We start from the raw sequence: 9014 nt of genomic DNA, 5'->3' as shown, positions 1-9014 counted from the left end.
CTTCGCCCCCGTCTGCTTCTCAAAAGCCGACAAAACCTTCTGGAAGTTCGCCTGCTCCGGACCCGTCCACTTCGCCGCGACCTCAATGGTCGTGCCCTTGAGCTCCTGCGTACCAGTGCTCGCCTTGCCGGAGGTCTTGCTGTCGTCGCTGCTGCCACACGCGGTGGCGGCGACGAGCAGGCCCGCGGTCAGCGCCGCTGCCCAGAGACTTCTTGCTTGCATCTTCGTACCTTTCTGCACTTTGAACGGCCCCCGAATTTCGGCCATAGGTCGGCATCACGGGGTGACGGAAGGCGCGCGAAGGAGAACTCCTCGCGTTCGTTCGCCGAAACCCGCCATTAAGACAGGGGCGGGTACCCCAGTGGTGCCGTTGTTCAGATCAACGGTTGGTGATGACGCTCCCGAGATCTCCGGCCATCTGCGAGATGGCTGCATCGGGAGTTTGACGGAAGGACAGAGCCCCGCTCACGGCATTGGAGATCGCGAGACTCACCTGGTTGTAGTTCGGACTCACCGGCCGTGGCTTGGCCGAGAGGATGCTCTTCTTGAGCACCGGTAGATAGGGGAAGCGTTTGATCAGCGCGGGATCGTCGTAGAGCCGCGCCCACACGGGCGGGAATGACCCCTGGGTGAGGCCGTCCCGCTCGCTCTCCAGACTGGTGAGGTATTTGATGAAGGCGATCGCCGTCTTCTGGTGCCGCGAATAGGCGCTCACGGCGAGGTTGGCGCCGCCGAGCGAACTCGAACCCGGTCCGGACTGGCCCGGCAGCACCGTGACGCCGAACTTCTTCCTGACCTTGCTGTCCGGACGCGACACGAGCCCGTAGACGTACGGCCAGTTCCGCAGGAACAGCAGCCGTCCGCTCTGGAACTCCTCGCGCGACTCCTCTTCCTTGAAGGTGAGGGACCGCTTCGGGATCCAGCCCTCGCGGAACCCGCGTACGAGGAAGTCCAGGCCCTGCCTCGCCTGGGGAGTGTTCACCGCGACCTTCGTGCCGTCGTCGGTGAGGATCGCCCCGCCCGCGGACTGCACGGCCTCGGCGAAGTTGACGGTCAGCCCTTCGTAGGGAAGGAACTGCCCGGCGTAGCCTTCGAGGCCGTACTTCGGCGCCACGGTCTTGGCGAGCTGGCGAAGCTCGGCCCAGGTCTTGGGCGGCTTCTTGCCAGCTTTGTCCAAAATGTCTTTTCGGTAGTAGAGCAGCCCGGCGTTGCTGGTGTAGGGGACGCCGTACAGTTTCCCGCCGAACATGGCCGTGTCGACGACCGGCTTCAGGAACTGGTCGAGCGGGAACTGCCGGCGGTCGAGCGGGATGATCCACCCCGCGTCGGCGAACTCCGCCGTCGACACGATGTCCATGTTGAGCACGTCGTAACGATCAGATTTCGCCTGGAGGTTTGTGACCATTTGGGCGTGTTGATCGTCCGCAGCGGCGGGAAGCTCGAGGAGTGTCACCTTTTCGGACGGGTGCGCCGCGTTCCATTTGTCGACCAATGGGTGCACGTAACCCGTAAGATCCGGCCCAGTGGCGAGAGTGATGGGTCCGCTGGTCGCGACCGTGGGATCGTCGCTCGCCGCATGGGACGGGCCTGATACGCCACAGCCCGCCGCCAGCACGACTACTAGGAGCCTGCTTGCCAGCGACCGCACCATCGTCACCCTCTCTATGACCCCTCATTGGGCTACATGCATGTTATGCACACCCGTAATCCAGGTGTCAACGGGAAGTTTCGGCTTCGTTACCTATGTCCAGGCATCAGCATGACGCCTAACATGCCTGACATGCAGGATCCTGAGGAGGTGGCCGCGGGTGCGATCGGTGTTGCTGGCCCTGCTGGCCAAGGAGTCCGCACACGGATACGAGCTCAAGCATGCGCTCGAGCAGACGTTCGGCGGTAACTACCCGTCGCCGAACATCGGACAGGTCTATGTCACCCTGGGCCGGCTGGAAAAGGATGGCCTGGTCCGCGGCGAAGATGTGACGCAGAGCAACCGCCCGAACAAACGTGTCTACGACCTCACTCCGGCCGGCCGCGAGGCCGTCGCCGAATGGCTGGACGCCCCCAGCGACGGCCCCCGCTTGCGCAGTGACTTCTTCGTGAAGCTCACGCTCGCCCCCCTGGCCGGCGCCGCCGACCGGATGACGCTCATCAATCGGCAGCGCCGCCACTGCCTCAACCTCATGCGCGGCCTGTCCGAACCCGGCCACCCGGAGGAACGCGACAATTCGCTCGCAACACTGCTGGTCGAAGGCGCCCGGCTGCACCTCCAGGCCGATCTCGAATGGCTCGAACGCTGCCAGGAGGCGCTGACGTGAGCCGCGCAGAAGCCCCGGACGAAGCCTCCGGGGCGATGATCCGCACCAAGGATCTGAGGAAGGTTCATCACGCGGACGGCACCGACGTGCACGCCATCCGCGGTATCGACCTGGTCGTACGGCCGGGTGAGTTCGTCGCCATCATGGGCCCGTCCGGGTCCGGCAAGTCGACCGTCCTGCACCTGCTCGCCGGCCTGGTGCCCGCGACCAGTGGCGAGATCTGGCTGCGCGGCAACCGGCTCAGCGAGCTGAGCGAGGCCGACCGCGCCGTGCTGCGGCGCCGTCACGTCGGCGTCGTGTTCCAGTTCTTCAACCTCATCTCGAACATGACCGTCGCCGACAACGTCGAGCTTCCCGCGCTGCTCGCCGGGGCCGGACCCAAACAGGCGCGCAAGCGCCGGGAGTACCTCCTCGACGAGCTCGGGCTCAGCGACCGCGCCGACACCTCGCCGGCCCGGCTGTCCGGCGGCCAGCAGCAGCGCGTCGCGATGGCACGCGCGCTCGCCAACGAGCCCAGCCTGCTCCTCGCCGACGAGCCGACCGGCAACCTCGACAGCACCAACACGCGTGACGTCGTACGGCTGCTGGAGTCCGTGCACGACCAGGGCCAGACGATCCTGCTCGTCACGCACGACGCGCGGGTGGCGAGCTCCGCCGACCGGGTGATCTCGCTGTTCGACGGCATGATCGTCGATGACGCCGACGTCCGCCCGGCGTACGGCGCGCAGAACGCCCTCGGCTCGTTCCTGGACCTGTGAGCCGTGCACGCCACCATCCGCTGGATCCGCGCGGACCTTCGCACCCGTCCCGGCCAGGCACTGCTGTCGGTGAGCGTCGTGGCCGGCGTGGTCACGGCGCTGATCCTGGCGATCACCATGCTCGCAGGCGCGATGGACCCGTGGAAGGGCGTGTTCGCGCGTTCCAACGGCGCGCACGTCTGGGTCCACACGCAGGCGGGCACCGACCTGAGCGCGCTGAGCACGATGGACGGCGTCACCGGAGTCTCCGGGCCGTACCAGACGGCGGTGGCGACGGCGGTGCACGAGGGACAGCGGGCGCCGCTCGAGGTGCGGGCGATGGGCAGCGAGCTGCCCGAGGTCGGCCGGCCGGTGATCGCCAAGGGACACTGGCTCGACACCTCCCGGCCCGACGACATCGTCCTCGAACGCGCCCTCGCCCGCGTCCTGCGCGTCGGGGTGGGCGACACGCTGAACGTCCGCGGGCTCGACGCGCGCCAGCACGACCTCCGGGTGGCCGGCGTCGCCGACGAGTCCGACCAGGGCCCCTATCCCGCGGTGACGCCGGGCCTGGTCTGGGTGCTCCCCGGCACCCTGACCGCGATCGAGCCCGACACCGGGAGCACCGAGCTGCTCATCGGCCTGAAGCTGGCCGATCCGAGCGCCAGCGACTTCTTCGTGCAGCACGTGGTCACCGTCCTCGGCGGCGACCACGTCGCCCGGGTCTCGACCTGGCACCAGGTACGCGCCTCGATGGAGGTGGACAGCCGCCTGCTGGGCCTGCTGCTCGGCATGTTCGGCGTGGTCGCGCTGGTCGCCGCCGCGCTGGCCATCGGTAACGCGACCGGCGGGCGCATCCTGTCGCTCCTCCAGGACATCGCGCTGCTCAAGGCGCTCGGCTTCACCCCGGCCCAGATCAGGCGGATGCTGCTGCTCGAACAGACCTGCCTGGGCGTCGCCGGAGTGATCATCGGCATCCTGGCCGGCTCCGTGCTCACCGTGTCCTCGCTGTCCCAGCGGCTGTTCGGATCGCTCACCGGCACAGTGGCGGCGCCCCTGTCGCTGAGCCGCCTCGCCCTGATCGCGGTCGCCACCGTGGCCACCGTGGCGGTGGCCACGCTGCTGCCCGCCTGGCGGGGCAGCACCGTGTCGCCCACCAGCACGGTCACCGCCGAGCCGCCGAGCGGCCGGCTGTCGCGTTTCGCCCGGCTGGCCCTGCTCGTACGCCTCCCGCCGGCGCTGGTCCTCGGCGCGCGCGACGCCTTCACCCGCCGGCTGCGCGCCGTCATCACCATCGGCGGCCTGGCCATCCCGATGGTGATGGTCACGATCGCGCTCGGCTGCTGGTCCACGCTCGACAACTTCGAGAACCATCCCGAGCAGATCGGCCTGGCCGGCGCGCTGATCGCCCGGCCGGTCGGGCAGCACGACTACGAGGCCGCCACCGTCATCTCCGCCGACCGCGACGTGGCCGCGGTCTACCCCGAGGCGCAGACGGACGCGCTCCTTCCCGGGCAGACGCGCACGATCCAGGCACGTGCCCTCGGCACGTCGCAGCAGCCCTATCCGTTCCCGATCCACGACGGGCGGATGTACGCCCGGCCGGGCGAGGCGGTGGCCGGTCAGGGCCTGCTCGACCTGCTGCACGTCCACGTCGGCGACCGCGTGCGGCTGACGATCAGCGGCGTCCCGGTGATCGTGCACATCGTGGGACGCACGATCGAGCCGTCGCTGAGCGGCGAGGTGCTGTCCTTCGGCATGGACACGCTCGAACAGTCCCGCGCGACGCCGGTCCAGTCCTACCGGATCGTCCTGCGCCACGGCGTCTCGGTCGACAAGGTACGGGCTCGGCTGCTGGACGAGTCGCACGACCGGCTGGACATCCAGGCGGCGCAGAACCCTGCGCAGCGGCTCGTCATCATCCGCGTGGTGATCCTCGGATTGCTCATCGTGCTCGCGCTGATCGGGGCGGCGAACCTTCTGACCGCGGCGTCCGTCGGGCTCCGCGACCACCTGCGCGACATCGTCGTGCTCCGCGCCATGGGCCTGACGCCCCGCCAGGTGACCACGGCCCTGGTCGCCGGGACGAGCGTGCTCGCCCTGATCGCGGTCATCGCCGGGATCGGCGGCGGCCTGGCCATGTCCACGCGGCTGATCGACCTGCAGGGCCGTACGAGCGGCATCGGCGCGGGCATCGGCCGGGCCCCGACCGCCTTCGAGCTGGGCCTGGCGGCGCTGGCCGCGCTGGGGCTCGCCACGCTCACCGCCTTCATCCTGGCCCGTAAGGCGATCAGCATCGACGTACGCGAGGTGTCCCGATTCTGAGTCCGGACGACGTACTACGCTGTGTAGTACTACGGCGGATAGGATGTGTGACGTGAAGGGTCTTGGAGAGCTAGAACGCACGGTCATGGAGGTCCTGTGGCACCGGGAGCACGGTGCCACGGCGCGCGAGGTCGGCCGCGAGCTGGCCGACGAGCGCGACCTCGCCCACACCACGGTGATGACGGTGCTCGACCGGCTCGCCAAAAAAGGTTTCCTCGTACGGGAGCGCGAAGGACGCGCTTGGCGCTACCGTCCGATCGCGACCAAAGAGGCGTACGTCGCCGAGCTCATGCTGGGCGCGCTCAGCATGACCGGCGACCGCGACGCCGCCCTGGCGCATTTCGCACGCTCGGTGTCGGGCGACGAGGTGGAGCTGCTCCGTCGCGTTCTCGATGAGGTCGAAGGGACATAACCGGGATGACCGGCACGGCCCTGCTCGCCCTGATGGCGGCCGGAAGCGCCCTCGGGGCGCACCTGCTGACCCGCGCCCGGTGGACCTGGCGCACACCGCGCACCGCGATCGCGCTCTGGCAGGCCCTCGGCCTCGCCTGGGGCCTGGCCTCGATCGGCACGCTGCTCGGCTTCGGCGTCGCCCCGTACGGCCAGGGCGTCCTCGTCGGCGTGGTCCGGTCCTTCGAAGATCCCCGGCTGCTGTCGTCGGTCCGGCTCGCGGCCCTCGCGGCCGGCCTCCTGCTCGCGCTCCTGCTCGTCGGCGTGCTGCTGATCGCCATCGCCGGGGTCTTCCGCGCCCGCCGGCGTCACCGCGCCCTGCTCGCCCTGGTCGCGCACGGCGACCCCGAGGTGCCCGGCACGCTCGTCCTCGACCACCCGGCGGCCGCCGCCTACTGCGTGCCCGGGGTGCGTTCCAAGGTCGTGGTCAGCGCCGGGACACTCGAGCTCCTCGGCCCGTACGAGCTGGCCGCCGTGCTCGCGCACGAGCGGGCGCACGCGCGCGAGCGCCACGACCTCGTGCTGCTCCCCTTCACCTCGCTGCGCCGCATCTTCCCGCAGTCGAGCATCGTCGCCCGCACGCTCGACGCGGTCGAGCTGCTGATCGAGATGGCCGCCGACGACCGCGCCCGCCGGCACCGCCCGGCCAAGGAGCTGGCCACCGCCCTCCTGCGCTTCGCCTCCGCCGGCCCCGCGCCGACGCCGGCCGGCACGCTCGGCGTGATCGGCGCCGATGAGACCAACCCGATCCTCGTACGCGTCCGGCGGCTGCTGTCCCCGGCGCCGCTGCCCCGCCCGATGCGCGGCGCGATGCTGGTCAGCGCGACGGTCGTCGCCGCGCTGCCGCTGATCCTCTACGCCATCCCCGCCTGATCACCGTACGGGCTCCAGCGGCCGCTCCTCGACGGCCACAGGCTGCCCGGGCCGGTGGCCCCGGCCGGGGAACCACCAGTTCGCGTGGCCGAGCAGGCTCATCAGCGCGGGCACCAGCACGAGCCGTACGACGGTCGCGTCCACCGCGACGGCCGAGGCGAGGCCGACGCCCATCATCTTGACCATCGAGTCGGGCTGGCCGAGGAAGCTCAGGAAGACGCAGATCATGATCAGCGCGGCCGAGGTGATGAGGCGCGCGGTCGAGCCGATGCCGGTGACGACGCTCTCGTGCGGGTCGCCGCTGCGGAGGTACTCCTCGCGCACCCGTGACAGCAGGAACACCTCATAATCCATCGACAGGCCGAAGACCAGCGCGAACATGAACAGCGGCACGAACGAAACGATCGGCATCGGCTGGTCGAGGCCGAGCAGGCGGATGCCCCAGCCCCACTGGAAGACCGCGGTGACCACGCCGTACGAGGCGCCGATCGACAGCAGGTTCATCAGCGCGGCCTTGAGCGGCACCAGCACCGAGCGGAACGCGATGACCAGCAGGACCAGCGCGACCCCGACCACCACGGCGACGACGTACGGCATGCGCTGCTTGACGATCTCGGCCATGTCGATGATCGCGGGCGACTCTCCGCCGACGTACGCGCGCGAGCCCGGATAGCCCTTCATGACGGGCGGGATGACGTTCTCGCGCAGGTTCCCGACGAGGTCGGCGGTGGCCTTGGCCTGCGGGGCCGAGGCGGGCACCACGGTGACGATCACGCTGTCGCCGGCCACGACCGGGTTCTGCACGGCCGCGACGTCACGGACGCCGCGGAACCTCCGCTGCAGCTCCTCCCCCAGCAGCTTGGCCTGCGGGTTCGGCGCCGGCCGGTCGTCCGGGCTGACGGCGAGACGGCCGCCGGGCTCGCGGCGCAGCTCGGTCCAGCCCTTCGCGGTCTTGGTGGACTGCGCGGACGGCGTCGGCTCCTTGGGCGCGGGCACGGCGGCGACCACCGCGAACGGGCTGTACCAGCCCGGCCCGAACTCCCTGGCCGTCACGTCGTACGCGCGGCGTGCGCTGTTGGAGCGCGGCAGCGTACTGTCGGCCATGATGCCGAACCGCAGGCTGAGCACCGGGATCGCGAGGAAGAGCAGGAAGAGCGTCGCGGCGATCGCGTACGGCCAGGCGTGCCCGTCCACGTGCCGTCCCCAGCGCTCCCAGCGGTGGGTGGCCTTGTCGGGCCGGACGCGCGGCAGCCGATAGCGGTCGATGTTCGTGCCGAGGGCGCCGAGCACGGCGGGCAGCAGCGTGAGCGCGCCGGTCACCATGAGCAGGACCGCGATCGCGCTGGCCAGCCCGATGATGCCGATGAAGGCGATGCCGGAGAACCACAGCCCGCAGATCGCGAACACGACCGTGCCGCCGGCGAACACCACGGCGTGCCCCGAGGTCGCCAGCGCCCGGCCGATCGAGGTCTCGACGTCCATGCCGTCGTCGAGTTGCCGCCGATGCCGCGTCACGACGAACAGCGCGTAGTCGATACCGGCGCCGAGACCCAGCATGGCGGCGACCATCGGCGCCGTCGGATGCACCTGGAAGAGCGACGCCCCGAAGTGGATCAGTGAGTACGCCACCGCCAGCGCGGCGAGGGAGATCACGATCGGCACACCGGCCGCCAGGAACGATCCAAAGGCGAGCAGGAGCACGCCGAGGGCCAGGATGACGCCGACGCCCTCCTCGGGGCCGGCCTTGGGCTGGTTGAGGATCAGCGAGACGATGCCGCCGTAGTCGACGTCGACCCCGGCCAGCCGTGCGGGCTCGGTGGCCTCTTCCAGCTCGCGCATGTCGCCGGGCCCGAGGTCGCGCGCGGTGCCCTTGAGGTGCGCGACCGCGACGACGGCGTTCTTGCCCTTGGCCCCGCCGGTGCCGCCGTAGGGGTTCTCGACGGTGGCCACGCGCGGCAACCGGCCGACCTGCTTGATGGCCTGGCCGACCTGCAGCGCGACCCGCCAGTCGGTGAGCTGGACGCCGGGTTGCGGGTGGAAGACGATGGTCGCCGTCGGCCCTGTGACGTCGGCGAAGTTGTGCCGGAGCAGGTCGATCGAGCGCTGGGTCTCGGTGCCGGGCAGGCGGTCCTGCTGGACGAAGGTCCCCCCGCCGACGGCGCCGAGCGCCAGGGCCGCGATCGCGACCGCCGCCCAGACCGCGAACACCCACCGCCGGTTCCGGGCACAGAACCGCCCCAGCCGATCCAGAATCCGTGCCATGGTGCCTAGGACAGCACGAGGCCTCAAAAGTTGCAACGCCTGCAAAGTCGCA

At 70.1% G+C, this 9014-nt stretch carries 7 protein-coding genes and 1 pseudogene; 5 read left to right on the top strand and 3 right to left on the bottom strand.

The window, feature by feature from the left end:
* Together QWU11_RS44775 and QWU11_RS44770 are read right to left on the bottom strand one after the other, a co-directional pair.
* Window positions 1–267: pseudogene (locus tag QWU11_RS44775) on the bottom strand (hypothetical protein); the annotation flags it as partial.
* Window positions 268–379: 112 nt separating this feature from the next.
* Window positions 380–1615 carry an ABC transporter substrate-binding protein gene (locus tag QWU11_RS44770; protein ID WP_290120699.1) on the bottom strand — a complete coding sequence of 412 codons (1236 nt, stop codon included), beginning with the start codon at window positions 1613–1615 and terminating at the stop codon, window positions 380–382.
* A gap of 193 nt (window positions 1616–1808) precedes the next feature.
* Between QWU11_RS44770 and QWU11_RS44765 the strand changes: the two genes are divergently transcribed.
* The 5 genes from QWU11_RS44765 to QWU11_RS44745 are packed head-to-tail and all read left to right on the top strand — an operon-like array spanning window position 1809 to window position 6700.
* Window positions 1809–2315, top strand: coding sequence for a PadR family transcriptional regulator (locus tag QWU11_RS44765; RefSeq protein ID WP_290120698.1), 507 nt, complete (start codon window positions 1809–1811; stop codon window positions 2313–2315).
* Complete coding sequence (locus QWU11_RS44760) at window positions 2312–3073, top strand: ABC transporter ATP-binding protein (RefSeq protein ID WP_354670955.1); 762 nt, start codon at window positions 2312–2314, stop codon at window positions 3071–3073. Before QWU11_RS44765 ends, QWU11_RS44760 begins: the two co-directional genes overlap by 4 nt.
* A gap of 3 nt (window positions 3074–3076) precedes the next feature.
* Window positions 3077–5377 carry an FtsX-like permease family protein gene (locus QWU11_RS44755; RefSeq protein ID WP_290120697.1) on the top strand — a complete coding sequence of 767 codons (2301 nt, stop codon included), beginning with the start codon at window positions 3077–3079 and terminating at the stop codon, window positions 5375–5377.
* 52 nt (window positions 5378–5429) lie between these two features.
* Window positions 5430–5789 (top strand): BlaI/MecI/CopY family transcriptional regulator, encoded by a 360-nt coding sequence (locus tag QWU11_RS44750; RefSeq protein ID WP_290120696.1) that lies wholly within the window; start codon window positions 5430–5432, stop codon window positions 5787–5789.
* 5 nt (window positions 5790–5794) lie between these two features.
* Entirely contained in the window at window positions 5795–6700 is a 906-nt protein-coding gene (locus tag QWU11_RS44745) for a M56 family metallopeptidase (protein WP_290120695.1), read from the top strand.
* On the opposite strand, the gene QWU11_RS44740 is transcribed toward QWU11_RS44745, so the two are convergent.
* On the bottom strand, window positions 6701–8962 hold the full coding sequence (locus QWU11_RS44740; protein ID WP_290120694.1) for an MMPL family transporter: 2262 nt from the start codon (window positions 8960–8962) through the stop codon (window positions 6701–6703).
* Window positions 8963–9014: the final 52 nt, after the last annotated feature.

The organism is Actinomadura sp. DC4, from assembly GCF_030406325.1.
Taxonomy (GTDB): Bacteria; Actinomycetota; Actinomycetes; order Streptosporangiales; family Streptosporangiaceae; genus Actinoallomurus.
This window is presented reverse-complemented; position numbering and strand designations above follow the sequence as displayed.

Coding starts and splice junctions, on each gene's coding strand:
- QWU11_RS44745 (WP_290120695.1), top strand. CDS start 5,795: ATGACCGGCACGGCCCTGCTCGCCCTGATGGCGGCCGGAAGCGCCCTC.
- QWU11_RS44740 (WP_290120694.1), bottom strand. CDS start 8,962: ATGGCACGGATTCTGGATCGGCTGGGGCGGTTCTGTGCCCGGAACCGG.